This window comes from Aliinostoc sp. HNIBRCY26, from assembly GCF_050235535.1.
In the GTDB taxonomy this organism is placed as follows: Bacteria; Cyanobacteriota; Cyanobacteriia; order Cyanobacteriales; family Nostocaceae; genus Trichormus.
In genome coordinates this window covers 6,776,787-6,794,189 of the sequence record NZ_CP189852.1, presented here as the reverse complement: position 1 = coordinate 6,794,189, position 17,403 = coordinate 6,776,787, and the positions used below count along the sequence as shown (strand labels likewise).

The 17,403-nt window shown below is 40.5% G+C and carries 17 protein-coding genes; 12 read left to right on the top strand and 5 right to left on the bottom strand.

Features of this window, described 5'->3' with window-relative positions:
- The first annotated feature begins 38 nt into the window (after positions 1–38).
- Entirely contained in the window at positions 39–677 is a 639-nt protein-coding gene (locus ACQFX9_RS28655; protein ID WP_427159899.1) for a histidine phosphatase family protein, read from the top strand.
- Positions 678–909: 232 nt separating this feature from the next.
- Here ACQFX9_RS28655 and ACQFX9_RS28650 read toward each other — a convergent pair whose 3' ends face one another.
- Together ACQFX9_RS28650 and rppA are read right to left on the bottom strand one after the other, a co-directional pair.
- Entirely contained in the window at positions 910–1,647 is a 738-nt protein-coding gene (locus tag ACQFX9_RS28650) for a carbonic anhydrase (protein WP_427159898.1), read from the bottom strand.
- Between the two features lie 252 nt (positions 1,648–1,899).
- The gene (gene rppA, locus ACQFX9_RS28645) at positions 1,900–2,598 is read right to left on the bottom strand and encodes a two-component system response regulator RppA (RefSeq protein ID WP_427159897.1); all 699 of its coding nucleotides are present in this window, start codon (positions 2,596–2,598) and stop codon (positions 1,900–1,902) included.
- 333 nt (positions 2,599–2,931) lie between these two features.
- On the opposite strand from rppA, the gene hisG reads away from it, so the two are divergent.
- The 5 genes from hisG (at position 2,932) to ACQFX9_RS28620 (ending at position 10,519) form a co-directional block, all read left to right on the top strand.
- On the top strand, positions 2,932–3,576 hold the full coding sequence (hisG, locus tag ACQFX9_RS28640) for an ATP phosphoribosyltransferase (protein WP_103138970.1): 645 nt from the start codon (positions 2,932–2,934) through the stop codon (positions 3,574–3,576).
- Positions 3,577–4,011: 435 nt separating this feature from the next.
- Entirely contained in the window at positions 4,012–6,621 is a 2,610-nt protein-coding gene (locus ACQFX9_RS28635) for a GAF domain-containing protein (RefSeq protein WP_427159896.1), read from the top strand.
- Positions 6,622–6,634: 13 nt separating this feature from the next.
- Entirely contained in the window at positions 6,635–7,060 is a 426-nt protein-coding gene (locus ACQFX9_RS28630) for a response regulator (protein ID WP_427163026.1), read from the top strand.
- A 4-nt stretch (positions 7,061–7,064) separates the two neighbouring features.
- Positions 7,065–9,356, top strand: coding sequence for a response regulator (locus ACQFX9_RS28625; protein WP_427159895.1), 2,292 nt, complete (start codon positions 7,065–7,067; stop codon positions 9,354–9,356).
- A gap of 161 nt (positions 9,357–9,517) precedes the next feature.
- Positions 9,518–10,519 (top strand): SDR family oxidoreductase, encoded by a 1,002-nt coding sequence (locus ACQFX9_RS28620; RefSeq protein ID WP_427159894.1) that lies wholly within the window; start codon positions 9,518–9,520, stop codon positions 10,517–10,519.
- Between the two features lie 72 nt (positions 10,520–10,591).
- Here ACQFX9_RS28620 and ACQFX9_RS28615 read toward each other — a convergent pair whose 3' ends face one another.
- The 3 genes from ACQFX9_RS28615 to ACQFX9_RS28605 all read right to left on the bottom strand — a co-directional run bounded on the left by ACQFX9_RS28615 (position 10,592) and on the right by ACQFX9_RS28605 (position 12,462).
- The gene (locus ACQFX9_RS28615) at positions 10,592–11,311 is read right to left on the bottom strand and encodes a class I SAM-dependent methyltransferase (protein WP_427159893.1); all 720 of its coding nucleotides are present in this window, start codon (positions 11,309–11,311) and stop codon (positions 10,592–10,594) included.
- A 209-nt stretch (positions 11,312–11,520) separates the two neighbouring features.
- Complete coding sequence (locus ACQFX9_RS28610) at positions 11,521–12,060, bottom strand: FKBP-type peptidyl-prolyl cis-trans isomerase (protein ID WP_427159892.1); 540 nt, start codon at positions 12,058–12,060, stop codon at positions 11,521–11,523.
- Positions 12,061–12,138: 78 nt separating this feature from the next.
- The gene (locus ACQFX9_RS28605) at positions 12,139–12,462 is read right to left on the bottom strand and encodes a phasin family protein (RefSeq protein WP_103138963.1); all 324 of its coding nucleotides are present in this window, start codon (positions 12,460–12,462) and stop codon (positions 12,139–12,141) included.
- Positions 12,463–12,599: 137 nt separating this feature from the next.
- Between ACQFX9_RS28605 and ACQFX9_RS28600 the strand changes: the two genes are divergently transcribed.
- The 6 genes from ACQFX9_RS28600 (at position 12,600) to ACQFX9_RS28575 (ending at position 16,873) form a co-directional block, all read left to right on the top strand.
- On the top strand, positions 12,600–12,893 hold the full coding sequence (locus ACQFX9_RS28600; RefSeq protein WP_427159891.1) for a TIGR03792 family protein: 294 nt from the start codon (positions 12,600–12,602) through the stop codon (positions 12,891–12,893).
- Positions 12,894–13,091: 198 nt separating this feature from the next.
- Positions 13,092–13,679, top strand: a complete 588-nt coding sequence (locus ACQFX9_RS28595; RefSeq protein WP_427159890.1) for a phycobiliprotein lyase — start codon at positions 13,092–13,094, stop codon at positions 13,677–13,679.
- 424 nt (positions 13,680–14,103) lie between these two features.
- Positions 14,104–14,469, top strand: coding sequence for an iron-containing redox enzyme family protein (locus tag ACQFX9_RS28590; protein ID WP_427159889.1), 366 nt, complete (start codon positions 14,104–14,106; stop codon positions 14,467–14,469).
- Positions 14,470–14,557: 88 nt separating this feature from the next.
- Positions 14,558–14,827 (top strand): hypothetical protein, encoded by a 270-nt coding sequence (locus ACQFX9_RS28585; RefSeq protein ID WP_427159888.1) that lies wholly within the window; start codon positions 14,558–14,560, stop codon positions 14,825–14,827.
- 456 nt (positions 14,828–15,283) lie between these two features.
- A complete protein-coding gene (locus tag ACQFX9_RS28580) occupies positions 15,284–16,015 on the top strand; it encodes a 15,16-dihydrobiliverdin:ferredoxin oxidoreductase (RefSeq protein ID WP_427159887.1) in 732 nt (243 codons plus the stop codon).
- Positions 16,016–16,123: 108 nt separating this feature from the next.
- Positions 16,124–16,873: a phycoerythrobilin:ferredoxin oxidoreductase gene (locus tag ACQFX9_RS28575; protein ID WP_427159886.1), complete on the top strand. Its 750-nt coding sequence runs from the start codon at positions 16,124–16,126 to the stop codon at positions 16,871–16,873.
- The last annotated feature ends 530 nt before the right edge of the window (positions 16,874–17,403 follow it).

Sequence of the window (17,403 nt, the reverse complement as noted above, 5' to 3'; positions counted from 1 at the left end):
ATTTGCACAGACTCCTTGATCCCATCAACATACAAGCTATGACACTCAATTTATACTTACTGAGACATGGAGAAACTACTTTTAGTCAAAGTGGTAACTTCTGTGGTGCAACTGATGCAGAGTTGACACCAGAAGGAATACAGATGGCCAGGAGTTTTGCTGATGTTTATCAAAAATTGCAGTGGGAAGCAGTCTATGCTAGCCCGATGAAGCGCACAATTGCCACTGCCAAGCCATTTTGTGATGCTACTGGTATGGAAATGCAGTTGCGCGACGGACTCAGAGAAGGTAGTTACGGCGCATGGGAAGCTAAGAGTAAATCCTTTGCTCAAGAAAATTACGCAGACAACTATGTAAAATGGATGACAGAACCTGCTTGGAATGCACCCATAGGTGGAGAAACGGCGGTAGAGATTGCGAACCGTTCTATGCCCGTAATTGCTGAAATTCAAGAAAAACATCCTCAAGGAAATGTTTTAGTAGTTTCCCATAAAGCCACGATTCGGATTATACTTTGTAGCTTGCTGGGAATTGATTTAGGACGTTATCGCTATCGGGTGAATATTTTGGTTGCGTCTGTAAGTATGGTTAAATTTGATGTTAATGGCCCTTTGTTAGAAATATTAGGCGATCGCCATCATATACCCGATCATCTCCGCTATCGCCCAGGAACGTAATATTTTCTGCTAGTAGTTGCTCAAAAACTATTGAAATTATATTTGTAGATGTTGAAAGTATTCATTGAAGAACAATAATATTCTTCAATGAATATAGGAATCATATTTGATTTTTGCGAAGCTAGGTACACTTTGATTCTTTCTTTCCTGTTCCCTGTTCCCTGTTCCCTGTTCCCTCCCTACGCAAATAATTTCAGGAATCAAAGCGGATTCCTACAAATGAAGTTAGCAATTAAGTCAACAAAGTAACTTTACCACTAGCTAAATCATAACGACCACCAACAATTTTCAATTTACTATCCTTAATTAAACCGCCGAGAATAGTGGAACTCTCTCCTAATTTTTCTGCTTGATACTGCACATTTGCAATAATAGAATTTTCTTCCAAGCTGCCGGTTTTATTTCTCACTCTTTCTACAGCCGGCTTGATTTCTTCCACAAACACACCAATTCTTCCAGGTAAGGGATCACCTTTAGTTGCTGCAATCACTGCACCGCATCTAGCATGACCTAAAACTACAATTAATTGCGCGCCTAATACAGCTGTGGCAAATTCTAAACTACCTATTGCAGTTTGACTCGCAACATTACCAGCCACCCGAACCACAAATAAATCGCCTAATCCCTGATCAAAAACAATTTCCGCCGGTACTCTAGAATCTGCACATCCCAGTATGGCAGCAAAAGGATATTGAGCTACAGCAGTTTCTTGCAATCTGAGTTTTGATTGATGGGGATTGAGACGTTTACCATCAACAAACCGTTTATTTCCTTCTAGTAAAAGGGCTAAAGCCTCTTGGGGATTAACTGGTTGTGGTTTTTCTCCTGTAACCGTAGCAGGTGTTTGTGCAACTGCTGATTCTCCTGATAAAAGTACATTCCCAATAGCACTAGCACCTATACCAACACCACCTACACCAGCTAATTTTAAAAAGTTTCTGCGCCCAACAAATCCATTAATTTTACTCATGATTCACCCTCATTTTCCACAGCAGATTTTCACTAAATTGCGATAAACAAAAATAAAGAAACGCCCTAAATTGTTAGCAATTAAATGCAGACAACACTTTTAGGGCAATAAATGATGAGTTATCGCGACCTAGTAATATCAAGCTTTGTTATTGTTAGGAATATATCAAACTTATGTATAACATCTAAATAAATCTATCATTAGAATAGCTTATGTATTTACCAGCTTTTCATCTATGATTTTGATCTGAATCTATCTCTCCTCCACAGATGAAGTCCCAAAACGATAGCCCTTACCATAAACTGTATGAATTAAGGTTTCTTCCTTACCTACTTCAATTTTGCGTCGCAGTAGCCGAATTAAGGCAGCTATCACGTTACTGCTAGGTTGTTCTTCATTTTGCCAAAGATATTGCAGAATTTGGGCATGAGTGAGTAACTGTCCCGTATGTTCCATAAAATATTGCAACAGCTGACTTTCTTTCTGGGAAAGTTCAATGACTCTACCTTGACGGTAAGCGACTTGATTGTCATAGTCCAGCTCTAAATCAGCTACAGTTAATCTGGCTGTGGTTGTTTCATAGCTGTGCGAACCTGAACGCCGCAACAAAGCGCGGACTCTAGCCAACAATTCCCGCAGTTCAAAGGGTTTGACTAAATAGTCGTCTGCACCAGCATCTAAACCTTTTACCCTATCATCTAATGTATCTTTAGCTGTGAGAAACAAAACAGGGGTTACTTGGCCTTGATTACGCAATTCCTGGCAAATTTCCAAGCCTGTTTTGCCAGGCAGCATCCAGTCTAAAATTAGTAAATCATAACTACCTGATTGTGCCATTTCTCTACCAGTTGCACCATGATAAGCCGCATCAACGGTGTAACCTTCCCGCGTTAAAACACGACTTAAAGGATCAGTGAGTTCAACTTCATCATCAACGAGTAAAATTTTCATACTGCTAGAGGTATGGGGTGTAGGGGTGTAGGGGTTGTAGGGGAAAGAAGAATATCAATGATTTGGCTTTAGATTCAGAGTAGGAAACACCAAAATCACCTTTTTTCTTCCTACTGTTGTACTGACACTGCGGGTTTTGCAAAGCAATATACGTGAGACAAATTCATATTATCAATCAGTAACACCAGTTAATTATTCATCCCCTAAACCCTCACACCCTTACACCCTCAAACCCCTACACCCTCACACCCCTACACCCTCACACCCCCACACCCTTACACCCTTGCATAAATCCTGATAAAGTGTCCATAGCCAAGGATACCAAGAAAGAGAATGTTAACTGTTGCACTGCCGAAAGGGGAACTACTAAAAAATAGCATCCGCCTGCTGCAATCTGTGGGTTTGGATTTTAGTGCTTTTTTAGACTCAGGAACTCGCCAATTGCAAATTACTGATGCTAGCGGAACAGCCAAAGGATTGTTAGTCAGAGGGCAAGATGTGCCTGTGTATGTAGAATATGGTCAGGCGCAAATTGGTATTATTGGTTACGATGTTCTGCGAGAGAAACAACCACAAGTTGCTCATTTAGTAGATTTGGGTTTTGGCTATTGTCGGATGTCAGTAGCAGTAAAGGCATCTAGTCCTTATAAATCGCCTGTGGATTTACCACCCCATAGTCGGGTTGCTTCTAAGTATGTTAATTGCGCCAATGAATACTTTCAAAGTTTAGATTTACCAGTGGAAATTGTGCCGCTTTATGGTTCTGTAGAGCTAGGGCCGATTACAGGGATGTCAGAGGCGATCGTTGATTTAGTGTCTAGTGGCAGAACCTTAAGAGAAAATGGCTTAGTAGAGATTACTACTTTGTATGAAAGCACAGCTAGATTAATTGCTCATCCTCTTAGCTATCGCCTAAATACAGGTAACTTACATAATTTAGTTGAGCGTCTTCGGGATGCAGTTTTAACACCAGCATAATCAAGTAAGTAAGTGGGCGAAAATCAATCAAACTACATTAAGTAATGTAAAAAAATTCGATTAGGCTCGTAGTGAGGACTTTAGTCCTTCTCGGAGGACTAAAGTCCTCACTACAAACCTTTAATTATTTTTGCCTAGCTACTTATTAAGCAAATTTATTGAGTAAATATCCCTGGCTTTTCCCCAAAAGTTGGGGATATTGTTTGTTTGGAATGATTCTGAAGTAAGAAATATTCAGATGGAATTTTTGTTTTACTGATCAGAAAGTTAATTTATTTAAATTAACTTTTATATCCTAAAATTAGTGCAACGTTTTATTCTAGAAATAGATATTTAAATCAAATTTTGTTGCATTTTTTAACAGAAAGCTAGCTGCAATAACAACTCTGGTGTTGCAAATTTGACACCACTGACTATATTTTTAATCAAAGTGCTATGACATCTCACTTTACTAATCAGGAACAGGCGAGACTGGCAGAACTATATCAGTACCAAATTCTGGATACTGAACCAGAAGCAGCTTATGATAACTTGGCACATTTAGCAGCCTTTATCTGTGGTACATCTATAGCTTTGGTAAATTTTATTGATGAACATCGTCAGTGGTTTAAGGCTAAATTAGGTTTAGATGCCTCAGAAATGCCTCGTAATGTGGGTTTTTCGTATTTATGCCAAGAGCAACAGAATGTTGTCGTCATTCCCGATACATTAGCTGACGATCGCCTCGCCCAAAATCCAGTAGTAACCGCATACCCATATGTGCGGTTTTACGCAGGTGTACCCCTACTTAGTCCGCAAGGCCAGATGTTAGGAACTCTCTGTGTACTTGATCAACAACCCAAAGCCTTGAGTCAACAACAAATTGATGCGCTTGTAGCTTTAAGTCACCTAGTAATTGCTCAACTAGAACTCAGGCGGAATGTGGCTCATGTTGCACAGATAAGCGCACAAATGCTCAATCAAGAGCAGAATGCACGCAGAGAATCAGAAATAGTCAGCGATCGCATTAGTAATATCCTCGAAAGTATCACCGATGCGTTTTTCACCCTAGATCAACAATGGCGATTTACTTACATTAATAACCAAGCTGCCCAGCTACTACAAAAAAATCGCAATGAATTACTAGGTCAAAATATCTGGGAAACATTTCCCGCTATAGTAGGCACATCCTTTGAGCGAGAATATCAAAAAGCAGTAGCCCAACAAACAAGCGTAGAATTTGAGGAATTCTATCCACCGCTAGATAAATGTTTTGCCGTTCATGCTTATCCTAGTAAAGACGGTATATCTGTGTATTTTCAAGATATTACCGAAAAACATCACACAGCCTTCGCACTTAAAGAAAGTGAAGAACGTTGGCAATTAGCTTTACAAGGTAACAATGATGGTATTTGGGATTGGAATCTCAAAACTAATCAAGTCTTTTTTTCTCCACGTTGGAAGCAAATGTTGGGATATGCAGACCATGAAATCTCTAATAATCTAGAGGAGTGGTCAGAGCGAGTCCATCCCGATGACATAAGCTGGGTAATGCAGGCTATTCAAGCTCATTTTGACCGGAGAACACCGTATTACATTACAGAACATCGAGTGCAGTGTAAAGACGGTAACTACAAATGGATTTTGGATCGGGGACAAGCACTTTGGGATGAAACTGGTAATGTAGTGCGAATGGTAGGTTCCCATACAGATATTACAGAAAGCAAACAAACAGAAGCAGAACTGCAAAAGCAAAATTTGCGATCGCAACTATTTGCCGAAATCACCGTTAAAATTCGCGAAACCCTACACATTCGAGAAATTCTCCAAACTACAGTCCAAGAAGTACAAAAACTTCTGCAAGCCGACAGAGTATTAATTTTTCGTCTGTGGCCTGATGGTTCAGGCACAGTAGAACAAGAAGCCGTGTTACCAGACTGGCCTGTGATTTTAGGCAAAAGCATTATTGATCCTTGCTTCCAACAAGGCTATGTAGAAAAATATCGTCAAGGTAGAATCAGTGCAATTACAGATATCACTCAAGCAGATATTCAAGATTGCCATCGAGAATTCCTACAACAATTTGGCGTAAAAGCTAACCTTGTCGTTCCCATTCTCAACCGCGAAGGTATTTGGGGTTTACTAGTCGCCCATCAATGTCATGCACCCCGTCACTGGAATCAATTCGAGTTGGATTTACTACAACAGTTAGCTAACCAAATAGGTATAGCCTTATCCCAGGCGCAGTTACTAGAACAACAAACCCGCCAAACCCAAGAACTAGCCCGTTCCAACGCCGAATTAGAAAGTTTTGCCTATGTCGCTTCCCATGACTTACAAGAACCACTAAGGATGGTGACTAGTTACTTACAGTTACTAGAACGCCGCTATAAACCTCAACTAGACGGCACCGCAGAACAGTTTATCAGTTACGCTGTTGATGGAGCGCAACGGATGCAAACCCTCATCAACGATCTCTTAAACTATTCTCGTCTCACCACCCGTGGACAACCCTTCGTCTCAGTAGATTGTGCCGCCATTTTAGAACGAGTCAAAACTAACCTCAAAATCGCCATCGAAGAATCCAGCGCAGTCATCACCCATGATCCTTTACCCACAGTTACCGCCGATCCTACTCAACTCACCCAAGTTTTCCAAAACCTAATTGCGAACGCCATCAAATTCCGGCGAGATGTTCCCGTCGAGATTCATATTGGTGTAGTTGGGGGACTGGGGACTGGGGACTGGGGACTGGGGGACAAGGTAGACAAGGTAGATTTTACTACCATGCCCAATGCCCAATGCCCAATGCCCAATGCTCATTCCCAATGGCTATTTTCAGTCCGCGACAATGGTATAGGGATAGAAAAACAATATCTAGAACGTATTTTTGTGATTTTTCAACGCCTGCATGGACGCAGTAAGTATCCTGGTACGGGGATAGGGCTATCAATTTGTAAGAAAATTATTGAGCGTCATGGAGGTCAAATCTGGGTTGAATCTCAACCAGGTGAAGGCTCAGTTTTCTACTTCACAATTCCAGAGCAGGTCAAAAATCGTGATTAATACAAATAATGTTATGCCAATTCAGGTTTTGTTAGTAGAAGACAATCCAGGGGATGTGGAATTGACACGCATTGCCTTAGAAGATAGCAAAATCTCCGTCAATCTCAATGTTGTGGAAGATGGGGTGGAAGCAATGGCATTTTTGCGAAAACAAGATAAATATGCCGATGCACCCCATCCTGATATAGTCCTACTAGATTTGAATTTGCCAAAAAAAGATGGGCGGGAAGTATTAGCCGAGATTAAAACTGATGACAATTTCAAGCGTATTCCTGTAGTAGTGCTGACAACTTCCCAAGCGGAAGAAGATATTCTTAGAGCCTATAACTTAGCGGCTAACTGTTATATTGCCAAGCCAGTTGATTTTGATCAATTCGTTAGAATTGTACAATCTATAGAAAACTTTTGGTTTGCGATCGTCAAACTGCCACCGGAGTAAGGCTATGGCAGATAAACATATTCAAGTTTTATTAGTAGAAGACAATCCTGGTGATGTTTTTTTAATTCAAGAGTTAATCAAAGAAGTTCATACAGTTAGTGTCAATTTACATACGGTTGAGCAATTATCAGACGTTTTTCATCTGGTAACTGGAGATGTTAATGGCTCTGATTTTGATGTCATATTGTTAGATTTATCCTTACCCGATAGCCAAGGTATTGAAACTTTTATTCAAGCTTATAACCAAGCTAAAACCATTCCCATTATCGTCCTGACTGGTATAGATGATGAAAACTTGGCCTTAAGAGCCATGCAAGAAGGCGCGCAGGATTATTTAGTCAAAGGACAAGTAACTGGTGATTTACTTGTCCGTTCTATGCGTTACGCCATAGAACGCCAACACATAGAAGATGCGCTGCGTCAAAGTGAAGAACGATTCCGGGTAGCCTTAAAAAACTCTCCCATTTTTGTATTCAATCAAGATAGAGACTTACGTTATACGTGGGTTTATAACCAAAGGGCTGGGTGGACAGAACAAACAATGTTGGGCAAGCAAGACTGTGAAATCATGCCCCATGCCGATGCCCAAGGGTTAACCGCAATTAAGTATCATGTTTTAACTACAGGTATAGGTACTCGTGCGGAAGTATCGATTACGACTGATAAAGGTGTGAGATATTATGATTTGACTGTTGAACCATTACAAAATGAATCACAAGAAATTGTTGGTATCACTTGTGCCAGTATTGATATTACTGAACAACAAATTGCTTTACAAGAGCGTCATTTAGCAGAAGCAAAAATTCGTGAGCAAGCAGCATTAATAGATATCAGCACTGATGCTATTTGTGTACGTGATTTACAAAATCAGATACTTTTTTGGAATAAAGGTGCAGAAAATTTATACGGTTGGTCGGCCCAAGAGGTAATCGGCAAAAATGCCAGTGAAGTATTGTTTCATGAACCTTCATCAGAAATAGAATTGGCTCTACTACAAGTCATTTCTCAGGGCAAATGGCAAGGAGAATTAAACAAAGTGACTAAAAATGGCAAAGAAATTGTTGTTGCTAGTCGCTGGAGTTTAGTTCGTGATGAAGATAATAAACCAAAATCAATTCTGACTGTAGACACAGATATTACACAGAAAAAATATTTAGAAGCACAATTATTGCGTACCCAAAGATTAGAAAGTATAGGCACTTTAGCTAGTGGTATTGCCCATGATTTGAATAATATTCTGACACCGATTTTAGCCGGAGCGCAATTATTACCTCTAAAATTTCCCGACGTAGATGAACGCACACAGCATTTATTAGAAATTTTAGAAATCAATGCGAAACGTGGTGCTGATTTAGTAAAGCAAGTATTGTCTTTTGCTAGAGGTGTAGAAGGTAAACGTATCACTTTGCAATTGAGGCATATTATTGCAGAACTTGCCAAAGTTTTGAAAGAAACATTACCTAAATCTATTGAAGTAGTTACAGATATATCGAAAGACTTATGGATGATTTCTGGAGATAGTACGCAGTTACATCAAGTGATGATGAATCTGTGTGTCAATGCTCGTGATGCCATGCCTAATGGGGGAACTCTGACGATTACGGCGGAAAATCTCCTAATTGATGAAAATTATGCGCGCATGAATTTGGAAGCTACCGTCGGCCCTTATATAGTGGTGACGGTTGCAGATACAGGTGTGGGAATTTCTGAAGAAAACTTAGACCGCATTTTTGAACCATTTTTTACTACTAAAGCCGTAGGACAAGGCACAGGTTTGGGACTTTCGACAGTAATTGGTATTGTAAAAAGCCACGGTGGTTTTGTGAATGTAGATAGCGTTTTAGGGAGTGGTACTACATTTAAAGTTTACCTGCCAGCCGTAGAAAGTACAGAAACCTTTAGTACAGATGAGTTGATTCCATCCACAGGCAAGGGCGAATTAATTTTGATTGTAGATGATGAGCCAGCAATCCGTGATATTACCAAAACATCCCTAGAAAGCCACGAATATCAAACTTTAGTTGCTAGTGATGGGATTGAAGCGATCGCAGTCTACGCTAAATATGCCGATAAAATTAGTGCTGTACTAGTAAATCTCATGCTTCCAGGACTGGATGGTTTAACTACTATCCGCACTCTCAAAAAAATTAACCCCGATGTCAAAATTGTTGCCACCAGTGGCTTAATTGCTAAAAATAAGCTGGGAGAAATAGTCAACACCGGCGCAGCCACGTTTTTATCTAAACCCTACACTATTAACGAGTTATTGTTGGCTTTAAACCAAGTCATGGGTTAACAGGAAATAGGGATTTCTTGTGTACCCAGTTGATGATGGCTACTTATAACCAACGAAAGATTGAGATATGTAATATATTTCCTAACATCTGGAAAGGGATTTTAGCTTAGTTTATCTTTACTTTCCCCAATCCCCAATCATTCCTTCCAGGAGTAGCATCTATGCAATTAAAACCAATCAATCAGCAAGTTGTTGCAGTAGTTGGAGCTTCTAGTGGTATCGGAAGAGAAGCCGCACTGCAATTTGCTAGACGGGGCGCAAAGGTAGTTGTTGCGGCTCGTGGCGAGTTAAAGTTAAAGTCGCTGGTGGAAGAAATTCGCAATTTTGGTGGTGAAGCAACCCATATTGTTGCTGATGTGCAAGTATTTGAACAAGTAAAAGCGATCGCAGATCGAGCAGTAGAGGTTTATGGACGGCTCGATACTTGGGTACACGTTCCAGCTATTGGTTTATTTGCAACCTTCGACAACACCACACCAGAAGAATTTAAACACGTCATTGATGTTAACTTGATGGGTCAAGTGTATGGCGCGATGGCGGCTTTACCCCATCTCAAACGAGAAGGAAGAGGGGCTTTAATTCATATATCATCAATGGAGGGCAGGCGATCGCTTCCTTATCAAAGTGCCTATTCTGCCGCTAAACACGGTGTAGAAGGCTTTCTCGAAGCTATGCGGATTGAATTAATACATGAAAAATGGCCTATCAGTGTCACCAGTATTAAGCCAGCCGTCATTAACACTCCCTTCTGGAATAATGGCTTGACCAAACTAGGCGTAAAACCGTCAGGAATACCACCTTACTATGACCCTAAAATTGTCGCCGATGCCATACTCTATGCAGCCGAACACCCCATTCGAGACTTGTTAGTGGGAGATGTCGCTAAATTACTCGATTTAGCTCAGAAAATCTCGCCTTCCCTGGTAGATTCGTTGCTATTAGCGATTGGTTTTAATTTACAACGTAGCAATGAACCCAAATCAGAAGATGCGCCCAACAATTTTTATCAACCTGTTCCCGAAGACAGCAGAGTTGACGGAGATTATCGTCACTTAGTTATACCCAGTATTACTGATGCCTTGGGTAAGTTACCTATATTTCAGTGGGGTACAGGAGCTTTATTAATGTTACTTGCTATACAAGCATTTCAGCAAAATGAATGATTAAGCCCTTTGGGCAAGGAATCGGGAATATCATCCAAGACAGTATTATTTACTGTTACCAAAGGTAACTGGTTAAAACTTGATTTTGTATAAATCAAATAATTCTCCCGTTAGTCTGGTGACGATTTTCGCCCCAGATGCTTTGATGTTTTTTTCCCACTCATTTACAGTTTCTAGAAACACTTCTGCACCTAAATATGTTTCTAGCACCGCCCAATCTTCTGCTAAAGGGTGTTCGGGATTGAGAATATCAAAAACAAACAGCCCGCCTGGTTTCAACACCCGTTTAACTTCTGCTAAGACCGCACTCCAATATTCTAGGGGGAAATAGCAGCTAAAACCGGTAGCGATCGCTAAATCAAATGTCCCAGCAGCATAATTTAATTGATGTGCTGCCCCTAACTCTACCCCTTTAAATAACTTAGAATTCAACTGTGAACCACGAGAATTCAACGTATCTCGCGCCACATTACTAATTTCTTGACCGTAAAAAAACGCCTGCCAATCACGCCAAGGATAAATCAAAAAACTCACACCACAACCAATATCTAAACAGTGGTGATTTTTTTGGGGTTTAGCTATTTCCCAAAAAGGCGAAACAATTCTTCCTGTTAACAATCCCGATTTCCATTCTTGAAATATAGGCATCGCCTGAACTTCTTCAGGTAATTCAAAGGGCTGATTTTGATATTGTTTATTAAATCGAAATGCAACCTGTGCAATTCTCGATTGCCATTTTTCTTGTTGAGAGTTGAGAGAAAACAAAGGACTGTAAGAAGAATTTTTAGACATTTTGCGTATTGGTGATTGGGGACTGGGTATTGGTGAGCTAGCGCGGTATTCTCTGCGAAACGCTTCGCGAGAGCGACTGGCGAACCCCAAAGGGGGAATTGAAAATGTAGTATGAGGTAATTTAATCTTAGATTTTGAAATTGTGGTTTGAGTTGAAACTTTAATCCAAAATCCAAAATTCCTAGTCCCCAGTCCCCAGTCCCCAGTCCCTACTTCACCCCTAATAATTCCACATCAAACAACAAAGTAGCGTTAGGGGGAATCACGCCGCCAGCACCGCGAGAACCATAACCTAGTTCTGGGGGGATGATTAATTGACGACGACCACCAACTTTCATGGTGCTAAGTCCTTCATCCCAGCCTTGAATTACTTGACCAACGCCAATAGTGAAACTAAAGGGACGATTGCGATCGCGGGAACTATCAAATTTAGTACCATCCGTTAAAGTACCAGTGTAATGTACTGTCACAGTTTGTCCCTTTTCTGGTGTTGCACCAGTTCCCTCTTCTAGTTCCACATACTTTAAACCAGAAGGGGTAGTAACGGCGTTAGAAGCATTAGACAAAGCATCAGACATATGATTGTTCGCTATTAAGGTATTGTTTTCTGTAACGCTTGTGGCCACCACTGGAGTAGTTGGGGTCACAGTCCCAGCAATAGCAGATTCCTGCTTACCGCCAATTTGTGACAACACTAACACTACAACACAGACCAGCATGACAGCCACGCTGAGTAAAATTGCTTTCAAAATTAGCCCTCCCTACAGAGGTAGTTTGGCAACGAAAATTACCAACAGGACAAAATTAGTTTAAAGCACAAGCAGTTCTTAACGCCAAAGCTTATTCTCTAAATCTCTGACTTGTCGTTCTAAACGGTCAATTCTCCCCCGCAGTTCATCTACCTCTGACTGACGCGCCACTCCTAAATCCTGCATCATATTTCGCATTTGCCGTTGCATTTGAGTTTCCCAAGTTCCCTGCTCGGACTTTAAATGCTCTACAATGTCATCCATGACAGTTTTTGCTTGTTCAGGATTAAGTTTGCCATCCTTTACTAATTCATCGCTCACTTCTTTGAGTTTCTCCGCCATTAGAGAAGTTGTCCCAATACCAAGCATCATTAGTTGCTGCAACCAGTTGTTGCTGTCCATACTTCCTTCCTGTTATTTATTTCAAACCAGCTGATCCTTGCTTGTGAGTGTGTGCAATCAAGCTATGCTGGAAGCTTAGTTTAATCTAGCCTACAGATCTATTCTGGCAAATTGGCGAAGAGACGGGGTGAAAGGTTTTGGTTATAGAATTTCTGAAGTTTAAAGTTGTCCCTGAAACACGAGACAATTATCTCCAACAGGATGCAGCCATTTGGACAACTGCCCTAGCTAAGTATCCAGGGTTTCTAGGCAAAGAAGTATGGATTAACCCCCATGATCCTACAGAAGTGACATTTATTATTCGTTGGGCAACCAAAGAACAGTGGTTTGCCATACCCCCAGAAGATTTAGCGACCATAGAGCAGAAGTTTAGCCAAGCCGTTGGTAATACCTACGAGTTAATAGAATCAAAAGAGTATCAAATATGGTAATTCTTTGAATAATGAATAATGAGTAATGAGTAATGAGTAATGAGTAATGAGTAATGAGTAATGAGTAATGAGTAATGAGTAATGAGTAATGAGTAATGAGTAATGAGTAATGAGTAATGACTATTGACTATTGACTATTGACTATTGACTGTTGACTATTGACTGTTGACTGAATAAATTTCAAATCTAAAATTTTTTATGCCATTTTTACCACCAATGAATATGATGGACTTCTTTCGTAAGAGTGAAGGGGTCTGGTTTACACAACGTACAGTACATCACTTTGATGCGGTGGCGGATCAGTCGGGAGAATCAAAGCTTTACGTAGGCGTGATTACAGTCGATGACCCGCGAGTCCAAGCCATTTGTGAACAGCAAGGTATTGATCCTACAAAAGCCAACGGTGGAGCTAGCTTCATGTGGCAAGAACATGAAGATGACCGAGAACCCAATCCTGATCATGCGGCTGTGTTAGTTGATGTACCTGATGACGAAACTGGCACATCAGGTAAATTACTCCGTAATCAAGGCTATGTAGAAAGGATTCCTGTGGTTAGTCGCTACTGGTTTGGTAAAGATGGGATTTTAACTATCGATACTGAGTATGAGAGTAACCAGGGACAAGAACGCTGTTGGTTTATGACAGATGATTTCCGCGTGCGTGTTAGTACCGTGCGGATGATGAACGGTGTCTATTTAATGACCTACTGCTCTGAACGCCGCTATTTGACTGATGCGAATTTAGCAACCATGATGCAACACAATTTGTCTAGAGCATCAGTGTGAACTATCTAGACAATGGGAATGGGGAATGGGGGATGGGGAATTAAAAATTTGTAAATCATACGTTTTATCTATTGGTTAATCGTAGATTTTATTAGTAATTGCTTGAATTTTATTGCCTTTTTTCGTGTTTCAGCACAACTCGTATAAATTCAGATTTCACTGATTTCAAAAGTCATACTCAGCAAAGCTTTTAGAAATTGCCTCCACATCACAATTTTTGGTGAATCAGTAGCAATTCATCACATATTTATAATTTTTGGTGTCCTTAAAATAGTATAATTACTACCCCAGAATTAACTACGTATATCTGCTGATTTTTTACGCATACTTCATGAGAATTTAGTCTGAAGTGAACAACAAACTCAGTATAATTCTGTATTAGTTGAGGGCGACAGCAAATTTATTTTTGTATGAGGGAGTTGGCATGATTACACGTGATGATTTTTGGATTATCGCCGATGATACTCGCTTGGAAACTGAATATGTAGCTGACAGAAAATTACATTATTTACAGATTGCTCCACTAGAAACACTACAAAATATCTGCCTTCAATATCGGTATTTCATTAAAGAGTATCCTAATAATCTCGGTGTTTTAGTTTCTAAACTTCCCTATGGCAAGATGAAAAGTTTAATGGCACAAATTCTGGCAGAAGAATTAGGAGAAGGGGATAACAATCTGACACACCTCAGACTATTTGATGATTTTCTCCTCAGTATTGGGATTAGCGAAGATGCACTAGAAAATTCCATCAATCAGGAAAATACTACTGTATTGAAAGACGATTAAGCAATTAACTATCCATAAGTCACCAGCGTATGCTATCGGCTTGTGTGGTATGGGAGGAGAATGTCTTTGTCAGATTTATCTGACCAATATGTATAAGAATTTGCTCAAGAATCCTTATATTAAGGAGAATAAACAAACCATTGATTGGGAATTTTGGAATATTCATGTTGGTGATGCTGATGTTACTCATCGCAAATTAGTCAGACAGGGAATCAATGAAATAGTAGATGTTGATCTGGCTTGCGTGAGTGATTTAGCTGCTGGGTATCAGAAAGCTAAACAAAATTGGGATACATTTTGGAGTAATATTTACCGAATCTCTGCACCTCAATTGCAGGAAGCAATGACTGTTGCTTAATTTTGGTAGTAGTAATTTGATAAATTTTGTATAAACCGTAGCCTTGTAGGGGAGAAACTCCAAAAGATTAAGTTTCTCCCCCTTTTGGCCTACGGTGTACGCACAAGTGCTACCCGCAAAAGGTTCAAGCTGTAAAAACCCTTTTAACTGTCATTATGAGGGAAGCGAAGTAATCGCATTATTCTTGGTTTTTGCGATCGCTTGTCTAAGACACACTGCGCGAACGTCGTTCCTCCTCTCTACGAGACGCTACGCTGTTTGTGCCAGTGTCCCGTAAGGAAAGCAATGATAGGCTTCCCAGAGCATTCAACATCCAGAACTAGACGATGAAATCAAGCATTAGAAATCTCTTTTTGGCTCACGTTAAGGATCGTTACTTTGTTTAACGTATTCGAGACTACCCGTCCTGAAATCCCTTATTGTGATGGGTTAAGGCAGATGAGTCTATAAATTCTTATGTATAAGTGCTTTGTTGAGCATCTAGAAAAATCGCTTTTGCAACGGTTTTCATTACAGAGTCGCCCAATTCCAGCAGGACTAGAGTATAAAGTTAGCGATCGCGGTAGAAATCCCGCTACCATCCAAAGCAGGTGTTATCAATGTCCTGAGTTACGAAAAATTCGCTATACCTACATTGATGCAGGCGCAAGCGCGCAAATTATGAATAGTGTGATTTATCCTAGTCACCACTATGATTTACCCTTACTAGGTATAGACTTTCTGTCTTTCGGTCAGGTGAAAAACCTGATTGTGATGGATTTCCAACCCTTATTTCAGGATGAGGCTTATCTAAAAAAATATATTCAGCCGTTGCAGACATTGCACGAGAAATATCCAGACCTGTCACAAGACTTGGAAATGAAGTTTTATGATGCTAATCAGTATTTCTCCCAATATCTACTATTTGCTAAAACTGATGCGGAAACGGTGAAAACACGAGTATTTGCCGCCTTCAAAGATTATCTGGATTTATATTGGCAAATGCTAGAAGCCGCAGAACCTCTAAGTGATCAGTCAGATATTCAACGGATTGTCAAAGCTCAAAAGGATTACGACCAATACAGTGCTGACCGTGACCCTGCCTCTGGTTTATTTAGCAGCTATTTTGGTCATGAGTGGTCAGAACGGTTTTTACATGAGTTTTTGTTTGAAGATGCTGTACCTTTAGCCGCTAAGGTTGGTAAATAAGAGTCAATAGTCAATAGTCATTAGTCATTAGTCATTAGTCATTAGTTATTTTGAATTTTGAATTTTGAATTTTGAATTTTGAATTTTGAATTTTGAATTGAATTGAATATGACTCTCTATCAGCCGTTTTTAGATTATGCGATCGCGCTGTTGCAGGAACGTTTGGATTTGCGTCCTTATCCCATTCCCGCAGGATTTGAATCGAAGCAAGCAACGGTAGGTAAAGGTAAACATCAGGAAGAAGTCTTGACGACTAGCTACGCCTATCAATCTCCTAAACTTCGACAAATTCGCGCAGCTCATGTCCAGGGAGGAAATTCCCTCCAAGTGTTAAATTTCGTGATTTTCCCGCATTTAAACTATGATTTGCCTTTTTTTGGAGCAGATTTAGTCACCTTGCCCGGAGGTCACTTGATTGCTTTGGATATGCAGCCTTTATTTCGTAATGAGCCGACCTATCAGGCGAAATACACCCAGCCTATCCTGCCAATTTTTCACGCCCATCAGCAGCATTTACCCTGGGGAGGCGATTTTCCCGCAGAAGCTCAACCCTTTTTCTCGCCTGCCTTTCTCTGGACGCGTCCCCAACAAACGGAAGTTGTAGAAACTCACGTTTTTGCTGCATTTAAAGACTATCTTCAGGCATATTTGGATTTTGTGGAGCAAGCAGAACCCATCACTGATACTCAGTCTTTAAAGGATATTGAGCAGGCGCAGCTACGCTATTTACGCTATCGGGCGGAGAAAGATCCAGCCAGGGGAATGTTTACCCGGTTTTACGGTGCGGAATGGACAGAAGAATATATTCATGGCTTCTTATTTGACCTAGAACGAAAACTACTCGTTACCAGTGAGTAGGGGAAGGCAGGGAGCAGGGGGCAGAGGTGCAGGGGGCAAGGGGGCAGGTAGACAAGGTAGACAAGGTAGGATTTCTGATCCGATGCCCGATGCCCGATGCCCAATCCCCAGTCCCCAATCCCCAGTCCCCTTTCATTTTCGCAACATTTCTTAATATTTACTGCTCAGATTCCTGTAGCTCAATATTCCCGGACGAATTTTTATGGAATTGATTGCGTTTCATTAAGCTTTATAGGGCAGTTTATGCCTTGAAAACCTTGCCCTGTAAGCAATACACCTGTGTTTACAGGCTTGGTATAACGAAACAAGTGTTTGCAATTTGTAATAAATATCGATCCAACGACATAGTATAAACAAAGTAATGGAAAACTTAAGGACAAGGTGGCGGTGAGATATACCCAGTCATCTGTATGAATAAAGTTTTCCGACTATTAAAGAAATGTAAATTTTCCCAAGCTTCCCTGTGGAAGATCAGGGAGCATTTCAAGGGTTGTCATCCACTGGCGAAAGCATTTGAGCTGAATCCAGTT